24 protein-coding genes are annotated in these 25,127 nt (G+C 68.5%); 8 read left to right on the top strand and 16 right to left on the bottom strand.

What is annotated here, in order from left to right; translation table 11 throughout:
* Window positions 1–25: 25 nt before the first annotated feature.
* The 6 genes from ACIP9D_RS29235 to ACIP9D_RS29260 form a co-directional block, all read right to left on the bottom strand.
* The gene (locus tag ACIP9D_RS29235) at window positions 26–358 is read right to left on the bottom strand and encodes a putative quinol monooxygenase (protein ID WP_350874592.1); all 333 of its coding nucleotides are present in this window, start codon (window positions 356–358) and stop codon (window positions 26–28) included.
* A gap of 99 nt (window positions 359–457) precedes the next feature.
* Window positions 458–1,672 (bottom strand): cyanophycinase, encoded by a 1,215-nt coding sequence (locus ACIP9D_RS29240; protein ID WP_350874591.1) that lies wholly within the window; start codon window positions 1,670–1,672, stop codon window positions 458–460.
* A gap of 323 nt (window positions 1,673–1,995) precedes the next feature.
* A complete protein-coding gene (locus ACIP9D_RS29245) occupies window positions 1,996–3,102 on the bottom strand; it encodes a hypothetical protein (RefSeq protein ID WP_350874590.1) in 1,107 nt (368 codons plus the stop codon).
* 212 nt (window positions 3,103–3,314) lie between these two features.
* A complete protein-coding gene (locus tag ACIP9D_RS29250; protein ID WP_350874589.1) occupies window positions 3,315–4,118 on the bottom strand; it encodes a DUF5984 family protein in 804 nt (267 codons plus the stop codon).
* A complete protein-coding gene (locus ACIP9D_RS29255) occupies window positions 4,102–4,518 on the bottom strand; it encodes a hypothetical protein (protein WP_350874588.1) in 417 nt (138 codons plus the stop codon). The genes ACIP9D_RS29250 and ACIP9D_RS29255 overlap by 17 nt, the downstream gene beginning before the upstream one ends.
* Window positions 4,511–5,347, bottom strand: coding sequence for a TIGR02452 family protein (locus tag ACIP9D_RS29260; RefSeq protein WP_350874587.1), 837 nt, complete (start codon window positions 5,345–5,347; stop codon window positions 4,511–4,513). The genes ACIP9D_RS29255 and ACIP9D_RS29260 overlap by 8 nt, the downstream gene beginning before the upstream one ends.
* 178 nt (window positions 5,348–5,525) lie before the next feature.
* On the opposite strand from ACIP9D_RS29260, the gene ACIP9D_RS29265 reads away from it, so the two are divergent.
* Complete coding sequence (locus ACIP9D_RS29265) at window positions 5,526–7,424, top strand: S9 family peptidase (RefSeq protein ID WP_350874777.1); 1,899 nt, start codon at window positions 5,526–5,528, stop codon at window positions 7,422–7,424.
* 67 nt (window positions 7,425–7,491) lie between these two features.
* On the opposite strand, the gene ACIP9D_RS29270 is transcribed toward ACIP9D_RS29265, so the two are convergent.
* From ACIP9D_RS29270 to ACIP9D_RS29295, 6 genes are all read right to left on the bottom strand, one after another.
* Window positions 7,492–8,433, bottom strand: a complete 942-nt coding sequence (locus ACIP9D_RS29270; protein ID WP_350874586.1) for an NAD(P)-dependent alcohol dehydrogenase — start codon at window positions 8,431–8,433, stop codon at window positions 7,492–7,494.
* A gap of 176 nt (window positions 8,434–8,609) precedes the next feature.
* Window positions 8,610–9,533, bottom strand: a complete 924-nt coding sequence (locus tag ACIP9D_RS29275) for an NAD(P)H-binding protein (protein ID WP_350874585.1) — start codon at window positions 9,531–9,533, stop codon at window positions 8,610–8,612.
* 158 nt (window positions 9,534–9,691) lie between these two features.
* Window positions 9,692–10,636: an NADP-dependent oxidoreductase gene (locus tag ACIP9D_RS29280; protein WP_350874584.1), complete on the bottom strand. Its 945-nt coding sequence runs from the start codon at window positions 10,634–10,636 to the stop codon at window positions 9,692–9,694.
* Between the two features lie 84 nt (window positions 10,637–10,720).
* Window positions 10,721–11,194, bottom strand: coding sequence for a GNAT family N-acetyltransferase (locus tag ACIP9D_RS29285; protein WP_350874583.1), 474 nt, complete (start codon window positions 11,192–11,194; stop codon window positions 10,721–10,723).
* Between the two features lie 36 nt (window positions 11,195–11,230).
* On the bottom strand, window positions 11,231–11,674 hold the full coding sequence (locus ACIP9D_RS29290) for a GNAT family N-acetyltransferase (RefSeq protein WP_350874582.1): 444 nt from the start codon (window positions 11,672–11,674) through the stop codon (window positions 11,231–11,233).
* Between the two features lie 62 nt (window positions 11,675–11,736).
* Entirely contained in the window at window positions 11,737–12,654 is a 918-nt protein-coding gene (locus ACIP9D_RS29295; RefSeq protein ID WP_350874581.1) for an NADP-dependent oxidoreductase, read from the bottom strand.
* Window positions 12,655–13,123: 469 nt separating this feature from the next.
* Between ACIP9D_RS29295 and msrB the strand changes: the two genes are divergently transcribed.
* The 5 genes from msrB to nhaA all read left to right on the top strand — a co-directional run bounded on the left by msrB (window position 13,124) and on the right by nhaA (window position 18,406).
* A complete protein-coding gene (gene msrB, locus ACIP9D_RS29300) occupies window positions 13,124–13,603 on the top strand; it encodes a peptide-methionine (R)-S-oxide reductase MsrB (protein WP_350874580.1) in 480 nt (159 codons plus the stop codon).
* Window positions 13,604–13,612: 9 nt separating this feature from the next.
* Window positions 13,613–14,119: a peptide-methionine (S)-S-oxide reductase MsrA gene (gene msrA / locus ACIP9D_RS29305; RefSeq protein WP_091343884.1), complete on the top strand. Its 507-nt coding sequence runs from the start codon at window positions 13,613–13,615 to the stop codon at window positions 14,117–14,119.
* 355 nt (window positions 14,120–14,474) lie between these two features.
* The gene (locus ACIP9D_RS29310; protein WP_350874579.1) at window positions 14,475–15,131 is read left to right on the top strand and encodes a TetR/AcrR family transcriptional regulator; all 657 of its coding nucleotides are present in this window, start codon (window positions 14,475–14,477) and stop codon (window positions 15,129–15,131) included.
* 514 nt (window positions 15,132–15,645) lie between these two features.
* Window positions 15,646–16,074 (top strand): OsmC family protein, encoded by a 429-nt coding sequence (locus tag ACIP9D_RS29315; RefSeq protein ID WP_350874578.1) that lies wholly within the window; start codon window positions 15,646–15,648, stop codon window positions 16,072–16,074.
* Between the two features lie 439 nt (window positions 16,075–16,513).
* Window positions 16,514–18,406, top strand: coding sequence for a Na+/H+ antiporter NhaA (gene nhaA, locus ACIP9D_RS29320; protein ID WP_350874577.1), 1,893 nt, complete (start codon window positions 16,514–16,516; stop codon window positions 18,404–18,406).
* 353 nt (window positions 18,407–18,759) lie between these two features.
* Here the strand turns inward: nhaA and ACIP9D_RS29325 are convergent, their stop codons facing one another.
* A complete protein-coding gene (locus ACIP9D_RS29325) occupies window positions 18,760–18,948 on the bottom strand; it encodes a hypothetical protein (protein ID WP_350874576.1) in 189 nt (62 codons plus the stop codon).
* 363 nt (window positions 18,949–19,311) lie between these two features.
* On the opposite strand from ACIP9D_RS29325, the gene ACIP9D_RS29330 reads away from it, so the two are divergent.
* On the top strand, window positions 19,312–20,085 hold the full coding sequence (locus tag ACIP9D_RS29330; RefSeq protein WP_350874575.1) for a maleylpyruvate isomerase N-terminal domain-containing protein: 774 nt from the start codon (window positions 19,312–19,314) through the stop codon (window positions 20,083–20,085).
* 156 nt (window positions 20,086–20,241) lie between these two features.
* Here ACIP9D_RS29330 and ACIP9D_RS29335 read toward each other — a convergent pair whose 3' ends face one another.
* Window positions 20,242–21,543: an MFS transporter gene (locus ACIP9D_RS29335; RefSeq protein ID WP_350874574.1), complete on the bottom strand. Its 1,302-nt coding sequence runs from the start codon at window positions 21,541–21,543 to the stop codon at window positions 20,242–20,244.
* 58 nt (window positions 21,544–21,601) lie between these two features.
* Here ACIP9D_RS29335 and ACIP9D_RS29340 point away from each other — a divergent pair, with 58 nt between their 5' ends.
* Window positions 21,602–22,561 carry a helix-turn-helix domain-containing protein gene (locus tag ACIP9D_RS29340; protein WP_350874573.1) on the top strand — a complete coding sequence of 320 codons (960 nt, stop codon included), beginning with the start codon at window positions 21,602–21,604 and terminating at the stop codon, window positions 22,559–22,561.
* A 167-nt stretch (window positions 22,562–22,728) separates the two neighbouring features.
* Here the strand turns inward: ACIP9D_RS29340 and ACIP9D_RS29345 are convergent, their stop codons facing one another.
* The gene (locus ACIP9D_RS29345; RefSeq protein ID WP_350874572.1) at window positions 22,729–24,117 is read right to left on the bottom strand and encodes an FAD-binding oxidoreductase; all 1,389 of its coding nucleotides are present in this window, start codon (window positions 24,115–24,117) and stop codon (window positions 22,729–22,731) included.
* Between the two features lie 127 nt (window positions 24,118–24,244).
* Window positions 24,245–24,631 (bottom strand): DUF302 domain-containing protein, encoded by a 387-nt coding sequence (locus ACIP9D_RS29350; RefSeq protein WP_350874571.1) that lies wholly within the window; start codon window positions 24,629–24,631, stop codon window positions 24,245–24,247.
* Window positions 24,632–25,127 lie beyond the last annotated feature (496 nt).

Genomic DNA, 25,127 nt, shown 5'->3' on the forward strand with positions numbered 1-25,127 from the left:
ACTGCTCCAGCCTTCAGCACACCGCCTAGCCGCGGTCGGGGACGGCCATCTCGCCGAGTTCGGACCAGTCGTTCTGCGGAATCGTCGTGTTGACGATCCGGGGAGTCTCGGCGAGGTGCGGCGGCAGGGTCCGCTGGGCGGTGCGAAAGTGCTCGGACTGCACGTGCGCAGCGCCGGCGTCCCCGTCCCGGAACGCCTCGACCAGCACGTACTCGGTCGGGTCGTCGATGCTGCGGGACCAGTCGAACCACAGGCAGCCCGGCTCCGCCCGGGTGGCCCGGGTGAAGTCGCCGGCGATCTCGGGCCACCGGTCGGCGTACTCCGGCAGCACCCGGAACTTAGCGGTAATGAAGATCATCTGGCGTCTCCCCTTTGGCTGGCTGCCGAGCGGCCTCGGGGCCGTGATGGCTGTCGGGCCGTGGTGGTCAAGCTACCGGGCGGACCGTGCCGCGTCGGGTCAACCTGCCTGGATCGAGAGCGTCAGGTCGGTGAACGAGACAGCCGTGACCCCGTCCACCGTGTACGCCCGGAACGCCGCGTCCTTGGCCAGGTCGACCACGAACGGCGGCGCGGTCTCCGCGGTCGTCCCCGCCGTCGTGGAGGAGAGCCCGGCGTCGGCCAGGTCGAGCGCCGCGTCACGCAGCGCGTACGCGCCGAAGACGTCCGTGGTCGGCGGGGCCGCCGGGCGGCTGTCCGGGACCAGCGGTGCGTTGGTCGCGCCCTTCGTGACCTGCCACTGGCCGGGATCGTAGGTGTCGCCGTCGGTGAGATAGCTCCAGCGGACACCGCTGATCGACCAGTGCCCGGCAACCTGACCCACCTGGGCCGAGCGCAGGTCGAGGATCGACACCCCGTTGCTGCCCACCACCCGGGCCGTCTCGTTGACGGTGCCGGCGCCGGTGACGATCAGAGCGGTGTCCTCGCCCACCCCGTACACCCGGTCGTGGCCGGTGTCGGCGGCGAGCCGGATCGAACGCCCGTTGCGACCGCGCGCGTCGAAGTGGGTGTCGACCAGCCCGGAGGTGAAGAAGTTGAACCCGCCGGCCGGCCAGTAGCCGAGGACCTCGTCGGTGTCGAAGTAGCCGGGCTGGGCGCCGTCGCGTACGCCGTGGTAGCTCGAACCCCCGGTGATCATGTCGGGGCCGGCGAAGATCTGCATGCCGGCGCTGGTGCCCGCGACCGGCGCGCCGGCGAGGAAGCGTTGCCGGACGGCGGCGAGCACGGCGCCGTCGGAGCCGTCCGGGTGGATCATGGACTGGACGTAGCGGAACTGGTCACCGCCGGCGAAGAAGAAGCCGGTCATGGACGCGGCCAGGGCTGCGTGCTCCGGGTCGTCGCCGCTGCCGTCCCGTTTGACGTTGACCGGGATCCAGGTGGCCTCGGCGGCCCCGTACCGCTCGAGGAGCTTGCCGACCTGGTTGGCGCTCGAGTGTGGCGTCGCCGACGACGCGCTCAGCACGCCGATGCGGGCCTGCGCACCGCCGGCCTGGCGGACGAACTCCCCGTAGACGGCGCTGTTGTCGTCGTCGAGCGCGCCACCGATCAGCATCACCGTGCCCGGGCCGGTGCTCGCACCGGCGGGTGCGGCGGAAGCGGCGGACGACGGCACCGCCGCCGCGGCTACAGCGATGATCAGGGCGGTCAGCAGCGGCAGAAACCTCGGCCGGTTCATGGGCTGACGCTAGGTCGTCCGGTCGACACGCGTCAAGGAAGGCGAATCTGTCGATGCGCGCGGGTGTGCCCGTGGTCGGCCGCGATACAACCTTTCCTGCCCTGGCCCTCCCCTGGCTCCGGGCCGCCTAACGGGGGCGTGAGCAGAAGAGGGCGGGTAACGACACGGTGCGGACCGCCCTTCCCCGGGAGGGATCGCGCCCAGCGCCGACGCGGTGTGGGCAGTGATTCGCGATTTCGGAGCTGCCGGAGTCGGGGTGGAACGCGGCGTAGGAAATGCGCCGCATCGACCAGACGCTGATCGGCTACATGGGTCGCCGATCTTCACCCGTCAGGGTCGGTGAACGCCCGCAATTGCAGCCGCGCGCCCACGTTGCCGGTGAACCAGGAGAAGACGTCGATGTCTGGGCCGAAGCCGGCACGGACCATGTCACACCAGTCGTGTCGATCGAGCACCGCGAGGTACTGCCGCACCAACTGGTCTCGCTGCTCGGCGGTGCATCCGGACCGATCAGGCGTCTTCTCTACCAGGTGGTCGGCGATGACAGCCGCGTCGACGTACCTTCCGACGGTCGGTGCCTGCCGACTGAGGTGAGCCACATGCGCGGCGAGCACGGCCGGCGCCGGCGGGTAGTGCTGAAGGGTCATGCCCATGCCACCGCAGCGAGCCATGGTCTTCAGTAACCGGCCAGTGTGATCCACCAGGTCATCGTCGACCTCGGTGCCGACGATCGCCTCGTGTAGGTGGGCTGCCGTGGCGACCTGGCCAGCGAAGTAGCCGTTGAGATAGTCGCCGTCGCAGGCATGGCGCAGCAGCCACCGACGGGAAGCGTAGACAGCGTGTCGGCAGAGCGCCTCGACGACGTAAACCCGGCCCCAACCGGCGACCCGCTGAGCCAACCACAACAACGCTTCTTCGCCGCCGTGACGACGTCGCAGCGCCTCCGCGGCCAACGGCCCGAACCGGTCCGACAGCAGGCCGATGGTCTGGATCAGCGGGATGTCTTCCTCCGCCCAATCCGTGGCGAGCAGTGCCAGCCCGACTGTCGCGGAGCATCGATCAGTGCTGTGCCGCACCAGCCATCGGCCGGTCTGCCGGACCTGCTGCCGGTCCGCGCGCAGCGCCGCCGAGGCGATGTGCTCGTTGTGATGAATCGGGACGTCGACATCGTGGAACGCGTCGGCGAGTTCGCTCGGAGCCCCATGGGCCTTACCGAAGTGCACGTCGAGGATGGCAGCAACGGCAGCCCCATCGAGCCGCCGATCTTTCCGGGTCTGTGGTCGACGCCGCCGGCGGTGAAGATCGTCGTCCGGATATGGCGCGCCATCACGCGCAAGCGGAGAGCCCGGATCCTGCTGATGCAGGGACAGAGCGTGCTCGAACAGGGAAATCTGGGTTCCGAGCGATCCAGGCTCGGTCGTCACGCTCACCGGCGGACGGGGGACTCGATTCTCTCGATCATGGTCGGGACCATGCCAGCCCGGACCCACCCCGTCAACTAGCGCGAGCACCTCTCACCCTCAGAGTTGACGCCCAGAGGCGCGCTGACATGCGCCGCTGAGCCTGGAGCGTGTCCGTCATTCGCGTCTCACCCGCACACCCGCCTCAACCCTCGCTGCGGCGTCGCTGGCGCCGTCGATGGTCATGAGGCGCGTCTCAGCAAGGCGGCCCCGGCTCTGACTGCTGCCCAGTCGGTTTCCAATCGCCGGTCCAGGGCGTGCTGCCACCAAGCGGCGCGGTCACGATGCTCGGCACGCAGCGCGGTCAGGTCCAACTCGACATCAGGCAGTACGACGCGCCGCTCTTCCAGCACCGTGATCCGCTCGTGCATCGCCGCCATCAAGCCACGGTCAAGATCCCGCACGGCGTCCACGAACTCCTCGGTGGTGAGGACCAGTCGGCCACTCGCCGGGCCGGCGAATGTGACATCGATGTCCTGCCCGCAGCGTCGGTTCCACCAGTCGATCGTCACCGCGTCGAACCCGTTGATGATGGTGCGCCACCATCGAATCACCGGACCGTTGCGTAGGTAGCCCAGATCAAGAACGTGGTCGCCGTACCAGACCTCGGCGGTGAAGTCCTCTTCATGCTCACCCCGCTCCAGCCAGCCGATGGAGTCAGTTTCGATGAACGGCACCAGGTCGGCGGGCACCGGCTCGAGCACCGCGGGCAGCATCTGCAGCAGGTCCTCCCACAGCCGAACTACGTAGTAGTCGACGTGGGGCGAGCCTCGCCAGCCGTCGGCCCGCCAGCGGTGCACCGTTTGTTCGGAGTAGCGCAGCAGCCGGTGACCGTTCAGTTCGATCCAATACCAGCCATCGGTCAGGGCAAACCAGTGCAGCGTGCGCCGGTCCCCGCCCCAGGGATGCACCTGGTTCAGCGGGCGCAGCTCGAACCGGAACCGGAGCCGACCGATTCGGCCGACGGACCTATCGAGGCACGCCATGATTACCCTGCTCGGGACAACGCCCACCGCGCCCGCGCAGGCGCTGCAGCCTCGCCTCCAGCTGGCCTCCTCGGCCGCCTTCCAACTGCTGCCGACGTTCCAGGGCCGCCGCGACGTGGACAGCCAACGGTATGTCCGGCCACTTGCGCCACCGGCGCCGGCGCTTGACGTAAAGCGTCTGCTCGACCATGTCGGCACCACGCTCGTCTACCGGACCGGCCGCTGCGTCGAGCACCTGCCGCTCGTGGTGGCGGTTGGACCGGTTCGGGTAGCGCTTGTTACGGCGGACGCTCTTGCGGGAGCCCTTGTCGTTCCCGCCATAGTTGTTCCGCCGGTCGTGCTCGTAGCTCAGCTGCTTCTTCTCCTGCGGGGTCCGCCGGGCCCTGCGACGCTCACCCACGCTCGTTCCCAGCCGCCGATTCCACGGCTGGTCCTGCGAAGCGTTCCACGAACGTGCGATACACGGGTGTGCCCGGCAGGCCGTCGCGGATGGCGAACACGACGTGGTCGAATCGGTCGACCACCCGCAGCGCATCGGCGAACGCGCCGGCCACCGTCGCGGGGTCGTTGCGGAACACCCCGCACCCCCACGCGCCCAACACGATCGCCCGATGCCCATGCGCAGCCGCGACCTCCAGCACCCGCCGGGCACGCCGGAGCAGCACCGCCGGCACATCCGCAGCGTCCGTGGGCTGATTGCGTACGACCGCACCGAGGTTCGGGGCCGCAGCGGTCAGGAACGACGTCTTGTACGGCTGGTCGAGAAGGTTGCCCTTGTCGTCCCGGAACACCGGCACACCCGGGGAGTAGATGACCCGGTCGCTGTACCGCAGATCGCGCTGCTCGCGATGGAACGCATAGAACTCCGGCGCGGCAAGGAGACACGGGTACAGCGCCGACGAGCGCGCGATGCTCTCCTCCTGCGCCTTCGCCCCGCCGAGGAAGCCGCCACCCGGGTTCTTCGCCGAGGCGAACACCAGACACGCCGCGTCAGGCCCAAGCCGCAGGGCCGCCTGCAACGTCGACTCGTACGTCACCTCCACCCTGGCGGCGCCGGGCTCCGCGGTTCCCACCGCAAGCACCTCGTCCGGAAGGTGATGACAAGTGCCGGCGACCGCGGCACGCACCGCCTCGCCGATGCCGACCTCATCGCCGGCGCCATTGCGATAGCGCCCCGACTCGGCGATCGCGACCGTCTGCCGAGCGATCTCGCGGAGACGACCACTCACCCGGCGCACCCGTAGGCACCAGCAACAATGTTGTACACGATGAGCAAGCTAGGCAATCCCGCCCCGACCGGCAACCGGTTAGTGGCTCCCGTTGGCATGCAGGTTGCGGCAGCGATTGGCCGCCGTAGTAGTTGATCGATACTGTGCGTCGGTGGCCCGTGCACAACTCACCGCCGAGATGGTGGTTGATGGGCGTGTTCCGCAGGCACTGGCGCTGTCGCCGGACGGCAAGTGGGTCGCCTACGTGGTCGCCCCGGTCGGGCGGGCGGGTGATCACCCGGTCAGCGAACTCTGGGTCGCCGCCGTCGACGGGACCGGGTCGCCGCGACGATTGACGTCGGGTGAGGCGTGCGATTCAGCGCCGCGGTGGGCCGGTGACTCGCTGTTGATCTACTTTCTCTCCGACCGGGCCGAGCGTGGCACGGCGCAACTGCACCGGGTGGGGCTGGTCGACGGCGTCGTGGAGGCGGTCACGTCCTGGGCCGGTGGGGTGTCCGGTCACCTCCCACTGGCCGATCCGGACCTGGTCGTGGTGATCGCAGCCGATGAACCGTCCGCTGAGGACGGACGTCGGGGCAGGGAGCGTGACGACGCTCGGGTGTGGGGTGAACGCGTACGCCCGGACAGGCTGCGGCTGCTCGACGTACGGAGCCGCGAGATCCGTACACCGGATGCGTTCGGCGATCGCCACGTCGTCGAGGTGGCCCAGCGGCCCGACGACCGAATCCTGGCGGTACTGACCTGGTCGACCCCCGACGTGGACCCGGGCCTCGTGGAGCCCGCTCTCCACCTCCTCGATCCGGACAGCGGCGGAACGCGGGACCTCGGCCCGGCCGCGGCGGACGCCTCGTCGCTCGTCTGGTGGCCCGCCTACGATGGCTGGCACCTGGCATATGTCGCGATGACCCCGCCTGCTCTGGTGGGCGGGCACGCGATTCTCGACGTCGCCGTGCCGGTGAACGGGCCGGTGGGCGAGCATCGCAACCTGACCTCCGGCACGACTGTCTGCCCGAGCGACCTGGTTCAGGTCGACACCGGTCTGCCGCTGGTGCTGGTCGCCGACGGGCTCGATTCCGCGATCCACCGGCTCGATCCAGCCGGTCCCACCCTTGTCGAGGTGTGCCGGGTCGACGGCCTCGCCACGTCGTTGACCACGAGCCGGCACGGTGACGCCGTCGCGGCGGTGGTGAGCACGTCCTACCAGGCCGGGAACGTCTACGCAGGCCCCACGAGCGGGCCGCTGACGAGGCTGACCGACCTCAGGCCCGAACTTCGCAGCATCCGGTGGGGTGCCCAGAAGCGCCTGTCGTACGAGGCATCTGACGGGCTGGCGCTGGACGGCCTGCTGATCCTGCCCGCCGGCCGGTCCCACAAGGACGCGCCGTTTCCGCTGGTGACGCTCGTTCACGGCGGCCCGTACGAACGGCACGCCGACCGGCTCATGCTCGGCTGGCACCCGTCAGGCCAGTGGTTGTCGACCGCCGGCTACGCCGTGTTTCTGCCGAACCCTCGCGGTGGCCAAGGGCACGGCCACGACTTCGCCGTACGCGTCGCCGGCGCGGTCGGCCTCGACGAGTGGACCGACATCTGCGCCGGCATCGACCTGCTCGTCGCCGACGGCGTCGCCGACCCCGACCGGCTGGGCATCGGCGGCTGGAGCCACGGCGGGTTCATGGCCGCCTGGGCGGTCGGGCAGACCGACCGGTTCAAGGCCGCTGTGATGGGCGCCGGAATCAGCGACTGGGGAATGCTCGCCGCAACCGGAGAACAGGGGCCGTTCGAGGCTGCCCTCGGCGGCAGCAGCGGCTGGGAGGGAACGGGTCCGCACCGCCACGACCAGCTCAGCCCGATCTCGTACGCCTCCAAGGTCCGTACGCCGGTGCTGATCCTGCACGGCGAGAACGACACGAACGTTCCGGTGTCACAGGCGGAGTTCTTTCACCGTGCGCTACGCAGGTTCGGCGTCGAGCACGAGTACGTCGTCTATCCCCGAGAGAACCACTCGATCCGCGAACGCAACCACCAGCTCGACGTGCTGCGCCGCACCCGCGCATGGTTCGACCGGTGGCTCGGATGACCCAACGGCCGACCGCCCAGCCGATGCGGCTGACCGCGGCAAACCGGGCCACCTAATGTGGAAACAGTCAGTTCACACTCACGACGACCTTGCCGAGGGCGCGTCCCTCACCGACGTGGGCTAATGCCTCGGGCACCTCGTCGAGGTTGAAGGTGCGGTCGATGTGGATACCGAGGTCACCCGCTACGCAGAGATCGGCCACCGGTTCGAAGTGCTTCGGCCCCTCCTTGACGGCGAGGACGCCCAACCGGCGGTGCGTGAGCCGACCGGCCACCGAGCCGACCGTCAGTACGCGCAGCAGCGCCGGGACCGACCCGCCAACGCACCGGTAACGGCCACCGGGAGCCAGCGCCCGGCGGTAGGCGAACACCGACCGGTGCGCGACCAGATCGAGGATGAGATCGTACGGGCCGCTGCGGGTGAAGTCCTCGCTGCGGTAGTCGATCACCTTGTCCGCGCCGACCGACCGCATGAAGTCGAGCTTGCCTGCGTTGTCGACTCCGGTCACCTGAGCGCCGAGTCGCTTGGCAAGCTGAATCGCGAATGACCCCGAACCCCCGCCGGCACCGTTGATCAGGACCCGCTGTCCGGCCACGGCGCCACCGGTACCCTGCCACGCGATCACGCCCGCCTGCGGAATCGTCGACGCCTCGGCGAAGGTCAGTGCTGGAGGCTTCCGGGCCAGCACCGACTCAGGGGCGATCGCGTACTCGGCGAAGCCGCCCTTGAGCATGAGGTTGTCGCCATACACCTCGTCACCGGGTCGGAACCGTGTGACGGCCTCGCCGACCGCATCGACCCGCCCGGCAATGTCCGAGCCGAGTGTCCGGCGTGCCGGGGAGCGCAGCCCACCGATGCGCGAATACAGTGGCCAGCCCTGCAGCGTCTCCCAATCGCTCAGATTGACCGAGGTTGCCGCAATCCTGACGAGCACCTGCCGAGCGGCGGGAGACGGCTTGGGAACGTCCTCGACCCGCAACACGTCCGGAGGCCCGTAACGGTCGTACACGACGGCTCTCATCCGCGTACCCCTAACCCTCCGGTGGGAGGAGGCCAGTCTCGTACCCGATGCGTCCGGGGCCGGCGGCCCCACATCGTCTTTAGCACCCCGGGACAAACGGTTGCCGACGAGGAGAGCCGCGATCCCTCCCGGCTGCGGTGGCGCAGCTCTGGCAGGCGATTGTGCTATGCAGCCGATGCCGTATCGGCGAAGGTTTGGCGGAGCGCCGGGCCCAGCGACCGGCCAGACGCCGGCTCGATGAACAGCTCGGCGAGCAGGAGGTCGGCGAGGTGGTCGAGGTTGATGCCCGACTCCTTGCGTCCGAGGGTCTGCAGCATGCCGCCAAGTCGTAGTGAGGCCCGCACGGCGCTCGCAGGTAGGCGACTGACCCGGCGGCGCCGGCCGACTGCCTCGGCAATGCGCGCGATCATTTCGTTCCACGTGAGGTTCTCGTCGGCGACCGGGATGTCCTCGCCGCGGGCCTGCTCAAGAGCATCCACCGCGATCTCGGCCACGCTGCGCGCCGAGGTCGTCGCAGTCCCGCCCACGGGGACGGCCAGCGGTGTACGAGATCTGGCCCAGCGGTCCAGTGGGCCAGCCCAGTTCGGTAGGCGGTCGCCGGCCCGGCCGAAGACGAACGGCAACTCGATCACCGCGACCGGCAGATCCGGACCGGCGGCCACCCGTCCCTCCTGTGCCTGCTCCAATCGGCACCGAACGTAGGTGTGGCGGGCTGCGAGACGCCACTGTGGATGCAGCCGATCGAAGTAGGTGTAGTAGGAGCCCATGATTGCCCCGCGGGTGAGACCCTCGTGGCGGGCCGCAGTGAACAGGCGCACCACCGGATCGACGATGTCTCGGCGGAACACCGGATAGATCGGCTTGCGCAGCGGTCGCTGCTCATCGGTGCGGGCGGCGTACACCACGCCGTCGTGGCCGGCGAGCAGCGGACGCAGTTGGTCGATCGACGCAGAGTCGAGATCAAGTAGGTGATCAACTCCCGGCTGAGCAGTACGGGCCAAGGTGGTCACGGCATGGCCTCGTTCGCGTAGCACCTCCGCGACATGGGCGCCGATCAGACCGCTTCCGCCGACCACAAGAATCCTCACACCGAATCGTCCACGCCGGACCCGGCTGCCTGTCAAGCCACAATCTGGTCGAAGCGTCGGCAGACGCCAGTCCGCTGAGGTGTTCCCCTACGAGTCGTCCGACCCCGACCACGTAGCTGATGCTGATCCACGAGAGCCCGGTTGCTGCCTCCGGGTCCTTATGGACCGACGCGGATGACCGTCTTCCCCTTGGTCCGCTCGGTCGGGTTGAGAGCGGCGACGGCGTCGTCGAGGGCCGCCACGGTGCCGATGTTCGTCCGCAGGCGTCCGTCCCGGACCCGCTGGGCGATTTCACCCAGCTGGGCGCGGTCGGACAGGACAACGAAGTCGATCGCCAGGCCGTCAGCGGGCCGCGCCTCGGGCGGCCCGGTGACGGTCACCAGCGTTCCTCCGGCTCGAACCAGACCCGCGGACCGCTTCTGGATGTCGCCGCCGATGACATCGAAGACCAGATCGACGCCGCCGACGTCTTCCAGGGTGTCCTTGTCGAGGTCGACGAACTCGTGCGCGCCGAAGTCGACTGCGGTCTGCCGGCCGCTGGCACGTCCGGTGCCGATGACGTAGGCGCCGGCCTGACGGGCGAGCTGCGTCGCCATCGAACCGACAGCGCCGGCCGCACCGTGCACCAGGACGCTCTGCCCCTCCCGGAGGCGGCCGTGATCGAACAGACCTTGGAGGGCGGTCAGGCCCGCCATCGCGACGCCTGCGCCCACCGTGAAGTCGACGTCGCCCGGCAGCGGTGCGAGGTTGCGTGCCTCGACGACTGTGTACTCCGCGAGACTGCCGTCGCGTGTCCAGTCCGTGATGCCGAAAACCCGCTGTCCCACCGACAGGCCCGTTGTGCCATAGCTGAGGGCGGTGACCACACCGGCGACCTCGTGGCCGGGGATCGACGGCGTCCGGTCACGCCCGAGGCGATCGATCCAGGTCGAGGGCCACTGCAGCTCATTCCCGGTGAATCCCGACGCATGAACTTCAACGACGACATCGCCGTAGTTCGCGCCCTCCAGGCTGGCGAGCCTCACTGCGTCGGGGTCTGGCCGCTCCGCCAGGGTCATCCCCGCCGTTCCCGCGGCCTGGTCCGTCACCACGATCGCTTTCATCCGAATGCCTCTCTGTACCAGTCCTCGCCTGATAATGGTCTTGCCCTTGACCGGCCCGGTCGGGTTGACGGCGTCGTCGGACGGCTACGTCACGTCGTTCGCGAACGCGGTGAGCTCCCCGTCGTGGTCGCCTTCCGCGGGTGCGTGCTGGGGGTAGGCGCCGGCGCCGGGATGGACCTTGTCGATGAGATCGAGGTATTCCGGGTTGCGGGCAATGAACTTACCCACGACCGGGCAGATGACGGTGATCTTTTTCCCGCTCTCGCGGATCTCGTCCAGCACGCGAGCGACGAGCTCCGTGGCCACCCGATTGCGTCGGTAGGCGGGATCGACCCAGGTCGTGAGCAGCACGACACGGCCGCCGACGAACCGGTACGGGAGCTCGGCGATCGCTTCGGCGCCGAGGGCGGCGATCCAGCGACCGCGCTCCGCGTCGTTGATGACATCAAGCTCCCAGCTGGATTCCGCCTCGCTGAGACTTGTCTCGTTCAGGGCAGCGATGAGCGCCGCGTTGTTCTCTTCCCGGGTGGCCGCCTCGGCCTCGAGATTGATCGTCATCGTCACACTGCCTGCCAGGGAGCTAATAGGTGGGGTTTACGACAAATGGGTGTAGCCCTGGGCTACTCCCGGGTGCTCAGGGTCGATGAGGTCGGCGTACTCGGGGTTGCGCTCGATGAAGGTGCGCACGATCGGACACCTGGGGGTGATCGTCTTGCCTTGCACGCGCACGTCGTCCAGGACGCGTCGGATCAGCTCGGTGGCGATGCCCTGCTTGCGGAACTCGGGGAACACCGAGGTGGCCAGCAGCACGAGCCGATCGTTCCCGGCGACGTTGTAGGCCAGCCCGGCCACCTCCCGATTTCCGACGATGGCGTCGTAGATGCCGAGTTTCTCGTCGTTGACGACGTGGAAGTCGAACGCGGGGGGGTGGGGATCGTCGATTACCTCGTCGATGAGTACGGTCTGGTCCTGGCCGAGGGCGCCCTTCTCGTCGGGGTACTCGAAGGCGTAGCGGGTCGGCTCGGTTGGGTCGGTCATGGGGATACGCCCTCGTTGATGGTCAACAAATCACTTCCGGGTCGTGGCACGTGTGCCGAGTCCTACGAGCGAACGCGGATGATCGTCTTTCCCTTGGTCCGCTCGGTCGGGTTGAAGGCGGCGACGGCATCGTCGAGGGTCGCGACGTTGCCGATGTTCGTCCGCAGCCGACCATCCCTGATCCGCTGGACGACCTCACCCAGTTGCGCGCGATCGGCCTCGACAACGAAATCAACCGCCAGGCCGTCCGCCGGCCGAGCTTCAGGCGGGCCGGCAATGGTCACCAGCATTCCGCCGGCTCTGACCAGACCCGCAGAGCGCTTCTGGATGTCGCCACCGATCACGTCGAAAACCAGGTCGACGCCGGCAACGTCATCCAGGGCGTCGTTGCCGAGGTCGACGAACTCGTGCGCGCCGAAGTCGAGCGCGCTCTGGCGGTCGGCGGCACGTCCAGTGCCGATGACGTAGGCGCCGGCCTCTTTGGCGAGCTGGGTCACCATCGAGCCGACTCCACCGGCCGCGCCGTGCACGAGGACGCTCTGCCCCGCCTGAAAACGGCCGTACACGAACAGTCCCTGCCACGCGGTCAGGCCCGAGATCGGCAGGCTCGCCCCTACCGTGAAATCGACATCGCCCGGAAGCGGCGCAAGGTTGCGCGCCTCGATGGCCACGTACTCGGCCAGGGTGCCGTCGCGACTCCAGTCCGCCAGGCCGAACACCCGCTGCCCCACCGACAGACCCCTCGTGCCATAGCCGAGCGCGCTGACCACGCCAGCCACCTCATGGCCGGGGATCGACGGCGTGCGGTCCCGCCCGAGGCGATCGGTCCAGGTGCCGGGCCACGTCAGCTCGCCCGGGGTGAATCCCGACGCATGTACCTCGACGAGGACGTCGTTCACCGCCGCCTGCGGCTCCGGTCGCTCCGCCAGCGTCATCCCGGCCGTTCCCGCGGCCTCGTCCGTCACCACTATCGCCTTCATCCGGCGCCTCCTGTATCCGGTCCTCGTTTGCACGGTCACGAGGTGCAAGTCCCGTTTCACCAGCGTTAGCGGCGTCCCCACCGAATCGCGATCTGTGTTGGCAGCACCCGGATCCCCGGGAGTGGCGCGACGTCCGTAGAACTCGGCGCCGGTGGGCAAGCCGGACAGGTCGTCGCTACCGGATGCACCCAGTCGGACGCCCCGAACCTAGCCGCAGGAAAACTGGTCGGTCAAGTCCAGTCCTGGGCTCGATCGGATGTCACTGAGCCGGCAACTTACCCCAGGACATCCCCCGTAGCGATGGCACCAGGTCGGTCACCTCCGGGCACCCCTTTAGGACTTGGAGGTCCAAGATAGGTAGGGGCTACGGGAATACAACCGACCCGTAGGGTGTCTGTACATCTGCGCGTTCAGGTGCGCTTCACCTGGTTCCCCAGCTTCACGGCGAAAAGCCCGGGAAGGGAGAGCTGTGCCACAGCAGACCCAGTACCACAAGAACCCGGAAGCCGTTTCGCGGCTCGACCCGGAGCAGTACCGCGTGACCCAGCAGGACGGCACCGAGCGCCCGTTCGCCAACGCCTACTGGGACAACCACGAGCCCGGCATCTACGTCGACGTCGTGTCCGGCGAGCCGCTGTTCGCATCGGTCGACAAGTACGACAGCAACTCCGGCTGGCCGAGCTTCACGAAGCCGATCGCCAAGACGAACGTTATCGAGCGCGAAGACTCCAGCCACGGGATGATCCGGACTGAGGCCCGCTCACTGCACGGGGACAGCCACCTCGGCCACGTCTTCAACGACGGTCCCCGCGACAAGGGTGGACTGCGCTACTGCATCAACTCCGCGTCGTTGCGGTTCATCCACCTCGACGACCTGAACAACGCAGGGTACGGCGAATACCGCACCCTGTTCACGAGTGACACCAACACTGACACCGACGACAAGTAGGGAGACGACGTGACCACCGAAAAGGCGATCCTCGCCGGCGGCTGCTTCTGGGGCATGGAGGAGCTGTTCCGCCGCCAGCCCGGCGTCGTGTCCACGCGCGTCGGCTACAGCGGCGGCGACGTCCCGAACGCCACCTACCGCAACCACGGCACCCACGCGGAGTCCATCGAGGTCGTCTACGACACCGAGAAGACCGACTTCCGCGCGCTGCTCGAGTTCTTCTTCCAGATCCACGACCCCTCGACGAAGAACCGCCAGGGCAACGACATCGGCACCAGCTACCGCTCGGCGATCTTCTACACCAGCGACGAGCAGAAGCGGGTCGCCGAGGACACGATCGCCGACGTCGACGCCTCGGGCCTGTGGCCCGGTAAGGTCGTCACCGAGGTCACCCCGGCAGGCGACTTCTGGGAGGCCGAGCCCGAGCACCAGAACTACCTGCAGACCTACCCCAACGGTTACACCTGCCACTTCCCGCGCCCCGGGTGGAAGCTCCCGAAGCGGGCGACGGCCTGACACCTCCGGCGCGCGGACCCCGGGTCCGCGCGCCGGCCCAGGCCGAAGTGGTCGGCCTGGACGAGGAGTCGGCCGGATAGGTGCGGGCCCTCTGCGGCACCGGTGCCGCTGACCGTCGGCGCGCCGCTCACGACGCATCGCCGAGCAACTCCTGAGCAGCAGCCTGCCCAGTCTAGGACTAGATAGTCCAGGAAAAGATTCGCCCCACCGAGGATCTCGCGGACATAGCACCCAGTTAGGTCAGGTAGGCGGCTAATGCGTTCGTCCTTCACCACCACGAATGCGACATGGTGCCGGCTGGACTCCAAGGTCCCATTCTAGGTGGGTTATCTGGCACGCTGGATACACTTGACCGATGGGCGACGAGCAGGGGGCTGCGCCGACGAAGCAGCGAAGGATCAGCCAACGCGGCATCGCGACGCGAGAGCGGATCCTCGAGGCGGCGAACCGGCTGATGTTCGTGCGCGGAGTGAACGCGACGACCCTCGACGACGTCCGCGAGGCAAGCCAGACGAGCAAGTCTCAGCTGTACCACCACTTCGCCGACAAGCAGGAACTCGTACGCGCGTTGGTCAAATATCGAGGCGAGCTTGTGCTTCAGCGTGAGCGCGGAGGGCTCGAACGACTGAGATCGTTCTCAGGGCTGGTTCGGTGGCGTAACGCGCTGGTCCAAGCCAACTCGCTGAACAACGGTAAGTACGGGTGCGGCCTCGGGTCGATGGCTGTCGAGCTGTCCGATCAGGATGAGCAGGCTCGATCGATGCTGTCTGAGACGTTTGCGGCATGGGAAAAGCTGATCAGTGATGGTCTGCACCGGATGCGGGAAAGCGGTGCACTGCGCGAGGACGCCGACCCGGAGAAGTTGGCCACCGGGTTGATGGCAGCCCTGCAGGGCGGCTACCTGCTGGCGAACGCCGCGCACAACATCGCACCCATGGAAGTTGCTCTGGACATGGCGCTGGAACACATCAAATCGTTCCTCTCGGAGCCGTCCGGCGAGCCGACCCGTTAATTGGGCCCTTTCATCGTGATCAGGTTGGTCACGGCGGGCGCGAGCAGTCCGGATCGCTGAGGGCGAGAATCGATCCCGGTGGCGGCGCCTGGACCCGGCCGGCAAGCCCTACTCCCCCTCACCCATCTGCGCAACGGCGACTCCTACGCCTTCCTCGAGTCCGCCGAGTCGCGGGAGGCGACGACGATTGCCGCCCAGATGCGTGAACATCCTAGCCTCAACGGACTGGTTGGTCCATCTCTGGGCATGCTGTTGAGCGAGTGAAGCTGGGACGGCTTGATCCTGACTACCTCTTAGTGCAGCTTAAAACACCCCGAGGCGATGGCTAGCGGGGCCGAGCGGTTCTGGCGGCGAGCGATCAATTGGACTATCCAGTCCGCCGGGGCTAGCCTGCGGAGGTACCCGGTCGTGGGTAATACGCCCGGCCATAGCCCCCGCTCAGACTGCGGCTCGGCTGCTGCTGGATCCGCGTACCTGGACCGTCACTACCAGGATCTACAGGAAGGCGCGGCTGATGGAAACCGATCAGGATCGTGTCGTCGCATCCGCCCGAGCTGTCCTTCCGGCCACTGAGCGCCGGCGCACGGACATGACGACCCGCGGCTTCACGTTCGTCGCCGATGAACCGCACAACGGCGCACTCGGCGAAGGCCCGACGCCGACGGAGTACCTGTTGATGGCGCTCGCGTCGTGCACTGCTCAGACGCTGCGGCAGTACGTCGACTACAAGTACGACACCGCCGGTGACATCACCGTCGAGATCGACTACCACGAACCCGCGCAGGAAGGCGCAGAGCGCTACCTGCAGCGCACGATCACGCTGAGTGAAGAGCCTGACCCTGACGACTTGAAGGTGATGCATGAGATTGCCGAGAGGTCCCCGGTGACCCCGCTGATCCAGTTCGCGTGGAGCGTGCGGACCGAGTTCGTCGGCCCGCGCTGACATCAGGGCGGTTACTGCTCGGCGATCACGGCCGAGCAGCAAGTGGTTGCGTTCCGCCCCAGGTGGCGACAGTGTTTCCGTCGACCGCGACAGCTTGAACGCGATGTGGTGCCGTGCATGCGGCGCAGGTCCTGGTGGCGTGCGCGAGCCGTGCGGGTAGAGGCCGGCGTCGCGCACGGCTCGCAGTGTGATCAGCGGCGCCACGGTGGACGGTGCGCCGGGTTCGAGCGAGCATCGCAGTGCCTCGTCGAGCACGGTCGCCCCGACCATGACCTCACCTGATAGTCGTCCGCATCCTGCAGGTCATCTGCGGGCTCTCTCCGCAGCCGGCCGCAGCTGGGGCAGCGCGATCACTACTGAACCGCGGGTCGCTTGCCCGCACTGCGGCACGTGATCTCGCTGTCCATGCTGGCCCGGCCAGCGCGTCGGAAGGTGACGTGTGACCGAAACCAAGATGAGCGGCCGAACGATCCGGGTGCGGAATCTAGCGGCACCGGTGCGAGCCTTCCTGCGAACTGAGTCCGGCAGCGCCCGCGTGCTCGTGGCCGCCATCGTCGCCGCACTGCTCTGGGCCAACATCGACCTCGGCTCCTACGAAGCCGTCTGGCGCACCCAACTGTCCCTGCGCCTGGGGCACCTCGAGCTCTCGCGCGACCTGCACACCTGGATCAACAGCGGCTTGATGACGTTGTTCTTCCTGGTCGTCGGGCTTGAGGCGCGGCGCGAGTTCGACCTCGGCGACCTACGCGATCGGCGACGTTTCGTGCTGCCCGGCGTGGCCGGCGTGATCGGCATGCTGATCCCGGTGCTGATCTTCCTGGTGATCAACCACGGCGGGCCGGGCGCGCACGGCTGGGGCGTGGCCATGTCGACCGACACCGCCCTCGCATTGGGCCTGCTGGCACTGCTCGGCCGGGGCGTGCCCGACCGGGTCCGGATCTTCCTGCTCACCGTGTTCGTGGTCGACGACTTGATCGCACTCATCGTCATCGCCCTGGTCTACAGCGACGACATCAAGATGATGCCCATCGTGGTGGCCGTAGCGGCGTTCGCGGTCATGCTGGCCATCCGCGCAGCCGGCGTCCGACGCGGCTCGGCGTACGTGCCGGTCGCCATCGTGATGTGGGGCGCGCTGCTGGTCAGCGGAGTCGACCCGGTGGTGGCCGGACTGGCCATCGGGTTGACCGCGTTCGCCTACTCTCCCGGCCGAGCTGAGCTCGAGCAGGTCAGCGGGCTGTTCCGGTCGTTCCGTGAGCAGCCGACGCCCAAGCTCGCGCGTACGGCTTCGATCGGCCTCGCGAATACGCTGTCGCCCAACGACCGTCTTCAACGCATCTACCACCCCTGGTCCAGCTACGTCATCGTGCCGCTGTTCGGGCTGGCCAACGCTGGCATCAGCATCGACGGCCCGTTCCTGGCCCAGGCGTTCGCGTCGCCTGTCACCTGGGGCGTGCTGCTCGCCTATGTCGTCGGCAAGCCGCTCGCCGTGATCGGCACCTCGGCCGGGCTCACCTGGATCTCAAACGGCCGCATCCGTCCGGCCGTGGGCTGGGTGGGCGTGCTGGGCAGCGGCACGATCGCCGGTGTCAGCTTCACGGTGTCGCTGCTGATCGCCAGCCTGGCCTTCACCGGCGACCAACTGGCCGAGGCCAAGGTCGGGGTGCTCAGCGCCGCGATCGTATCCTCGGCGCTGACCTGGGCCGCGTTCCGCGTCACCAACATGCTGCCCAAGGACAAGCGCACCCGGGCGCTGTTCGGCGACATGACGGAGCTGATCGACCTCATCCCAGGGGTCGACGAGAAGCGGGACCACGTCCGCGGCCCAGCCGGTGCGTCGGTAACGCTGGTGCAGTACGGCGACTTCCAGTGCCCGTACTGCGGCAAGGCCGAGCCGGTCGTCCGGCAGTTGTTGGGCCACGCCGACCTGCGTTTCGTGTGGCGTCACCTGCCGCTGTCAGACGTGCATCCGCAAGCCCGACTAGCAGCCGAGGCCGCCGAGGCAGCGGCCGCTCAGGGCAAGTTCTGGCAGATGCACGACCTGCTGCTCGACCACCAGGACAAGCTGAACATCACTGATCTCATCAGATACGCCGGCGACCTCGGCCTGGATCAGAAGCGCTTCCACGACGATCTGATGAGCCAGGCCCACGCCGGCCGCATCGAAAGCGACATCGAATCGGCCGACAACAGCGGGGTGTCCGGCACCCCGACGTTTTTCATCAACGGCCGCCGCCACTACGGCGCCTACGACATCACGACCTTGACCGCCGCCATTCGTACGGCCCGAGCCCGGGCCCACCTCGGCCGCGAGGCATCACCGAGCCGTAGGTAAGCGCGTCCGTCGACTCGACAGCACGCCGGTCGGCCCTCGGATCCCTGTCGCGCGGACTCTTGCCTTGACGCGAAGCGGTGGGAGCGTCAAGAGGAGCCGCGACCTCATCGAGGTGCAGAAGCGGGCGGCGGCCAGAGCGGCTGTGGAGCGGTGTGCATCGAGGATCGGGGCGGGAAGTGGCCCAAGGCGCATGCGGCGACCCTCGTTACGCCGCTTGCCGCCAGCCTCGGCATCAGCCGGCGACAAGCGGTTGGCGGCCGCGCGTCGCGATGCACTTCACGGGCACGGACGACCAGGTGTGTTGGTCGACGCCTCCTTATGACCTGGTACGCCAGGACCCGTCGGTCGCCGTGTCAGCGACCGTCGCGCGGATGCTGCGGCGGCGTTGGGTCGTCCGGTGGTGGCGGTGGTAACTCTTCGAACACATCGTCCGTCTGCGTCGGCTGCTTCGGGCCGAACGCGTAACGCACCAGCCAGAACCCGATGAGCGCCACAAGGACGACGATCAGAAAGAAGCATGCTATCCCCCCGGTGATGCCCATATCGCGAAATTATCGTGTTATCCACAGCGGGGGACTCGGTTTCGAGGATGTCGATCAGGTGAGCGGCGGCCTCGGCCAAAGGTGACGACTCAGCCCCGCCTCCTGGACCGGCCGGCACCGCCAGGTCACCCCGGGAATGCTGGGAGTGACTTCGCAGGTCAAGCAGCGAGTCGGTAGCGGGCCCGGTGGTTGCGCTGGTGCTCTTGGCCCAGATGGTAGGTCCAATAGCGGTCGAAGTCGCCGTTGGCGAGCAGTGCGCGGAGTCTTAGGACGGCTTCGGCGCCGGCGCTCCGCCCGGCCGTCGACGCGTTCGTCCGACAAATTCGCTACCCGACGGCCGGAGCGCAGTGATACACCACCGACGTGCAAAACATCTTGGAGTTCCCCGAGGTCCTGCGGCTGATCGAAGACCGCGCGGCCGCGTTCCGCGCCGCGGTCGCGTCCGCCCCCGACCTTGACGTCCAGGTCCCGACCTGCCCGGACTGGACGCTGCGCGAACTGGCGCAGCACCTCGGCGACGGCCGCCGCCGCCAGGCCGCCATCATCGCGGCGGGCCCGGGCGCTGAGCCCCCGGCGAGGACGGACCCGAAGGGCGCCCCGACCGCGCCCCGCGACCGCGAAGCACTGGACGCCTGGCTCGCCGAGTCGACCGAGCTCATGCTCGACGCGATGCGCAAGGCCGGCCCCGACCGCGGCTGCTGGACCTGGTGGGGCCGCTCGCAGGCCCCGGAGACCAGCGGAGCCGTGGCCCGGCACCAGATCCAGGAGATCGCCGTCCACACCTACGACGCCCAACTCGCCCAGGGGGCCGCACAACCGCTGCCGACGGACGTCGCGGTCGAAGGCGTCGACGAGTTCCTGACGACCGTCTCGGCGACGACCGTCCCCTGGCCGTTCAAGCCGGCGACCATCGACCTGCACACGACCGAGGGCCGCTCCTGGCGCCTGACCCTCAACGCCGACGGCGTCCGCTGCGACGACCTCGCCGCAGACGCGGAGCCGGGCGACATGGCGATGCGAGGCGCAGCGAGCGAACTGGTCCTCTACTTCTACGAGCGCGTCCCGCTCGACGGCCTGGAGACCACCGGCGACACCGAGCCGATGGAGCAGCTCGCAGACTGGGACCCGAACGCGTAAAACGGGCACTTGTGACGCATCTGTCGGCGGTCGCCGGTCACACCGTCTGTTTGAGCTCGTGCTCGACAGCGTGAGGTTCAGAGGATCTGCGCTTCGAGATCGAGGGTCAGACCCGTGGATCACAGTGAGCATCGACCTCGCCTGGTGACCCGACAGTCAGGATCGGTGCAGCTGAGCCGACGCAGGTGCGTGAGAGGCGGTCGCGCGGGCTTCTACCCGTCGGAATTCGGGTGAGGTGACCGTTCGTAACGTCGCTGCGAGCACGAGGCAGCAGAGTGCTGCTCCGCCCCAGAAGACCGCTCTCACGCTGATCAGTTCCGCGGTGAGGCCGGCGAGCAGAGCCCCGAGCGGCATCGATCCCCAGCTGGTCAGGCGGCTGACTCCGCTGTAGCGGCCCATCATCTCGTCGGGCACGACGAGCGCGCGCAGCGAGCTGTAGGTGACGTTCCAGGCGCCGGAGCCGGCCCCACCCAGAACGGTCGTCACGGCGATCAGCCGGGGCGACGAGGTGATCGCCGGTGCTGCCAGCAGCACGGCGAAGCTGGCCATCGACGTGGCGAGGACGACCCGCCGTCCCAGCCGGCGGGTGAGTGCGGGCGCGGCGGAGGCTCCCACGACGCCGCCCACTCCCAGGGCGCCGATCAGCAGCCCGTACTCCGACCGGCTCAGGTCCATCGGCCCGGGTGCGACCGCATAGACGACGATGACCGCCATCCAGGCCGCCCAGCATCCGCTCGCCGCGCCGGCCACCAGCAGTAGGGTCCGCAGAATCCTTTCCCGCCACACGTACTGGATTCCCTCCCAGATGTCGGCGCGGAGGCCGGATGCTCCCGTCGCCGGTCTGGGGTAACCGTTGCTGCGGTAGTGGCCGGTCATGATCGCCAAGGCGAGCAGCGCGCCTGCGTAGCCCAGGCCGCCGGCGCCGAGCGCGGCGGCCAGTCCGGCGGCGGCCAGCAGGCCACCCAGAGGTGGCCCGATGAACTCGTTGGCCGCGGTCTCGGTCGCGGTCAACTTCGCGAACGCGGATTCCATGCGATTGCGGGGCACCACCATCGGCACGACCGACATTCGGGTTGTGTCGGCGAACACCTCGGCGGTGCCGAGGAGCAGCGCCCCCGCGTACAGGCCGGCCAGCGGGAGGACGTCCGCGAGGATGGCACCCACGAGCACGGCGAGGACCAGGGCGCGCGCGGCGGCCATCGTCATGATCAGGCGTCGGCGGTCGGCCCGGTCGGCGAGCGCGCCGGCGGGCAGCGAGAACAACAACCAGGGCAGAGTGTTGGCCAGGGTGATACCGGCGACCAGCGCCGGGGAACCCGTCATCGAGACGGCCACCAGAGGCAGGGTCAGCTTGACGACACCGTCAGCCAGGTTGGTGACCGCGGCGCCGGCCCACAGAGCCCTGAAGTTTCGCGCGCTCACGGACGTCGGTTCGCTCGGCTGGGTCTCGCTGTGCATGGCCAGGAGCTTGCAGCGTCGCGCGGTGCCACCCTAGAGTTTCGACTGGAGGCGAAACGTGGCGGTGTTCCTGGTCGACGCCGAAGTGATGGCGCAGGCGCGTTTCGGCACTTCACAGCTCACCGAGACGTTGGGGGCGCTCAATATCCTGCGCCGGGGTCAACCGCTTCCGTGGCACCGAGCCTGGCGGGACCAGCATGTCGATGCGTTCCATGGCTATCTCGACGACGATCCGGTGACCGCGGCCATTCTGGGGCACGCGATCTCGTCCTCCTGGATGGCTGACTTCCTGACGGTGCCGCCTGCCCGTCCGGACATGACGCTGGACGACGAGCTCGTGGCACTGGAGTCGTTGCCGGACGACCGGATCCGTGGGGACCTGGCCCACGTACGGTCCCCGCTGGCCCCGGAACTACGCGGTACGGGGTTAGCGAGCCGGACGGCCGCTCTGTTGCGCTGGGTCTGGCAACACACGATCGAGCCGGACTGGCCGCGCCGACAATCGGTGCTGCGCGCCGATGTGGTGTCCCGGATCTCCCGCCTGAGCAGGGACGGATGGTCCGGGGTCATCAACGACATGCGGCCGGGCATGCACTGGCTCGGCGACGGCCGGCTGCAGGTCGAGCAACGGCCTTACCCACCATGCGACGTGCGGGGCGGGACGCTGACGTTCTTCGCGGCTCACTGCCGGGGAGGCTGGATCTCCTGGAGGTTGCCCGATCGCTTCGGGATCGTCTATCCGGTGACGGGGATCTTCACCGAGACTGCTCTCACCACACCGGATCCTCTGCGCCGCCTGCTCGGGAACGCACGGAGCACGATTCTGGTGCAGGCGGCCGAGCCGGTCAGCACCACGGCCGTGGTCGCCGCGACCGGACTGCCGCTCGGCACGGTCGGTGGTCACCTGCGCGTGCTGACGGAGGCCGGTCTGCTCCAGAAGCGCCGGTCGGGCCGGGAGGTCCTCTACTGGTGGACGGATGCGGCCCGGGCGCTCCTGGCCGGAGCCTCATCGTTCTGACGGGGGTCGACGTGTCGACATGACCTTCGGGATTGACCACGTGAACCGGGATGATCAGGTACCCCGGTGGGTGCACTGGTCAGGATTGCGGCTCCGCGCAGCGGCCCCCTGTCGGCGTGCCGGCTCTCGTCGCCGGCTTTCCCGGGCGCCGCTCCAGGGCCCGTCCTTTACCGTCCCGGGCTGATGTTGTGGTTGACGCGGAACATGTTGCGCGGGTCGAAGGCACGCTTGACCTCCACCAGACGCTGGTAGGTGTTCGGATCGTAGGCCCGCGCCACCGCCTCAACCGTGGTGTCGTAGCCGGTCAGAAAGTTGGCCTGCTTGCCGCCCGTTGCCCAGCGGGCCATCGCGTCGGCGAGCGCGGCCAACGGCGCGCCGAACTCCTCCGCCATGCCGGGCGTGCCGAACGCGGCGCCGGAGAGCTGGAAGGCAGCGTCGCGGTTGCCGACGGCGTTTGGCACGCGCGGTTCGCGGCCGAGCGCGCCGCCGAGCTGGCGGATCTCGATCGTCGCCGGGGTGTCGACGCCCGGACCGGCGACGGCGATCAGCGCGTCGGCGGCCTCTGCGGGAAAATCGCGGAGCAGGGTCGACATCTCGTACGTCGGCGCCGGCGCGACCGGATCCGCGTGGATGGCGGCGATCGCCGTGTACGCCATCTCGGTCACCGTGTCGATCAGGGCCGGCGCCGCGCCGCGAAGGTCCGCGACGAGCCGTTGACCGTTGGCGGCTGGACCCAGGTAGGCGATCCGCACGTGGACGGTGAAGCGGTCGCGCAACGGTTCCGGCACGGACGGCGCCGACGGCAGCCGCAGGAACGCGAACGACACCGTCAGCTCCTCCGGGGCGGCGGCAACCAGCCGGCGGTACGCGTCGATCACCTCCTTGACGTGTTCGCCGGCGAAGTACAGCCCGCCGCCGTACAGGCTCGTCACCGGCACCAGGCCCATGGTGAGCGAGGTGACCACGCCGAAGTTGCCCATGCCACCTCGGATTGCCCAGAACAGGTCCGGCTCGTGGTCCGCGTCGATCCGTCGAAGCGAGCCATCCGAGGAGACGATCTCGGCGGTGTGCACATGATCGGCGGCGTAGCCGTACGTGCGGCCGAGGGTCGGGCTGAGCCCGCCGCCGAGGACGTAGCCGACCATACCGACGTTGGGCGACGAGCCGGCCAGCGGCGCCAGGCCGGCCTCGGCCGCCGCGTCGATCAGTCGCTGGGCTGTGACGGCAGCGCCGATCGTCGCCGTACGCGACCCCGCATCGACGCTGACGCCATTGATCCGGCGCAGATTGATCATTACGGCACCGTCCGCGGGCACGACCGCACCGTGCCCCGTCGCGACCGCGGCGACCGGCAGACCGTTCGCGTTGGCGAAGCAGACGGCGGCCTGCACGTCCGCGACGGACGTGGCACCGACCGCGACGATTGGGCGTTGCGCCAGGGCCGTGTACCACGTGGCGGTCTCCGCGCGGTAACCCTCGTCGCCGGGGACCAACACCGGGCCGGCGACCTCCGCGGTCAGCCGGGCCAGACTGTCCCGGTCGATGACGTACGTCATTCCGTAGCCTTCCCGGTCCCGTCTCCTGCCGGCCTCGGGTTCGCGCTGCCGACGGTCACTACGGGCGCCGACGGGCGGCACCGCGGGAGCCTCGTGCGGGCTTTGTGGGCGGACGATTCCGGCGTGCTCAGCGACCTTCGATGGCGGAGGCGATCTTCGCCGGGGCGTTCAGGGGTGCAAGCTGATCCTCGCCCAGTCCGTACCGCTGGGCGAGGTACGCGGGATCCTGCCAGGTGACCAGCGAGCCGGGCTGGCCGTCGTCGCGCACCATGAGTCGCATTGGCAGGTCGATGGCGATCTCGGGTCGGGCCTGCATGAGCGGAGTGCCCGCCTGCGGGTTCCCAAAGATGATGACCTGCGTGTCGGGCATGCTCAGCCCGGCCTTGCGAGCGGCCGCCGCATGGTCGACCACCGCCGCCACCGCAGCGCCTACGCGTTCGGCCTCAGCCCGCAGCGCCGAGATTGTCTCCCCGACATCGTGGGCGCTCCGCCTGGTCACCAATCCGTCGTTCACGGCCGACCCCCCGATCACCGTGTCGCTGGGCGAACCCGTCTCATCTTGCCCGCAACCGAGGCCGGTACGGGGAGGTTTGCCACAAACGGCCGCCGGTGCTCCCCGATGGGGAACTGCCTGCCGCGCCCAACTCGCCGGTCCCGCCCCTCGGTGCTCGGCGCCAGGACAAAAACGGATCGCCTCGCCAGCCCGTCCCGCCCTACCTTGTAACTGGATCTCTTTCTCCGACCCAATCACGAGAGGACGTCATCCCGCGTGACACCGCCCGCTCTTTAGACCTGACACCTTCCCCGCGCATCGGTCGCCGACGTCGCCGTCGGCTCATTTCCCATGCCTTCCGTCAGGTCTTGAGAGAGATCATGTCTACGCGTCTTCATATCGTTTCGCCCTGGACCCGTGCGCGCACGGGCCTTCCCGCGCTCGCATTCCGCTGCGTCCACTGCCTTTCCGTTCACCATCGAATCCCGGTCCGGTGCCTGGATCCGATCCTTCTGGC

This window comes from Micromonospora sp. NPDC093243, from assembly GCF_044753725.1.
Taxonomy (GTDB): domain Bacteria; phylum Actinomycetota; class Actinomycetes; order Mycobacteriales; family Micromonosporaceae; genus Micromonospora.